Genomic DNA, 446 nt, shown 5'->3' on the forward strand with positions numbered 1-446 from the left:
GGTACACGAACACCCAGTAGCCGCTGGCCAGCGTGCCCTTGTAGGCCAATCGCGCACGTACACGGGTGCCACCATCGTGGCCGACCTGGGTGTAGCCGTCGCTGCGGGTGGTGTCCCAGCCGGTGGAGAAGAAGTTGCTGCCGCCACCGCTCAGCTTCTGCGGCTGCCAGAGTTTTTCCAGGGTCGCCGTGCGCACCAGCTTGCCGGTCGCCAGCGCCTGCAGGAAACGGTTCATGTCGCCCACGGTGGTCTGCAGGTCGGCATGCGCCCAGCCGTAGTTGGGCCAGGGATCTTCATTGGCCGGTTGCAACGCGCCATCCTTGCCGATGTACGGCACCGCCGCGCTCTCGACCGGCACGTTGGCGATGCCCCATGACGTGCTGGTCATCTTCAATGGCTGCAGGATGCGTTCGCGCGCGATGGCCGGGTAGGGCGTGCGGTAGTGT

General features: G+C 66.1%; 1 protein-coding gene. It reads right to left on the reverse strand.

Going from position 1 to position 446, the window contains the following annotated elements:
• Nucleotides 1–446, reverse strand: a 446-nt coding sequence (locus EEB19_RS26385) for a serine hydrolase (protein WP_187590290.1), incomplete at both ends; no start/stop codon positions are given.

This window comes from Gordonia sp. OPL2, from assembly GCF_003797825.1.
Taxonomy (GTDB): Bacteria; Actinomycetota; Actinomycetes; order Mycobacteriales; family Mycobacteriaceae; genus Gordonia.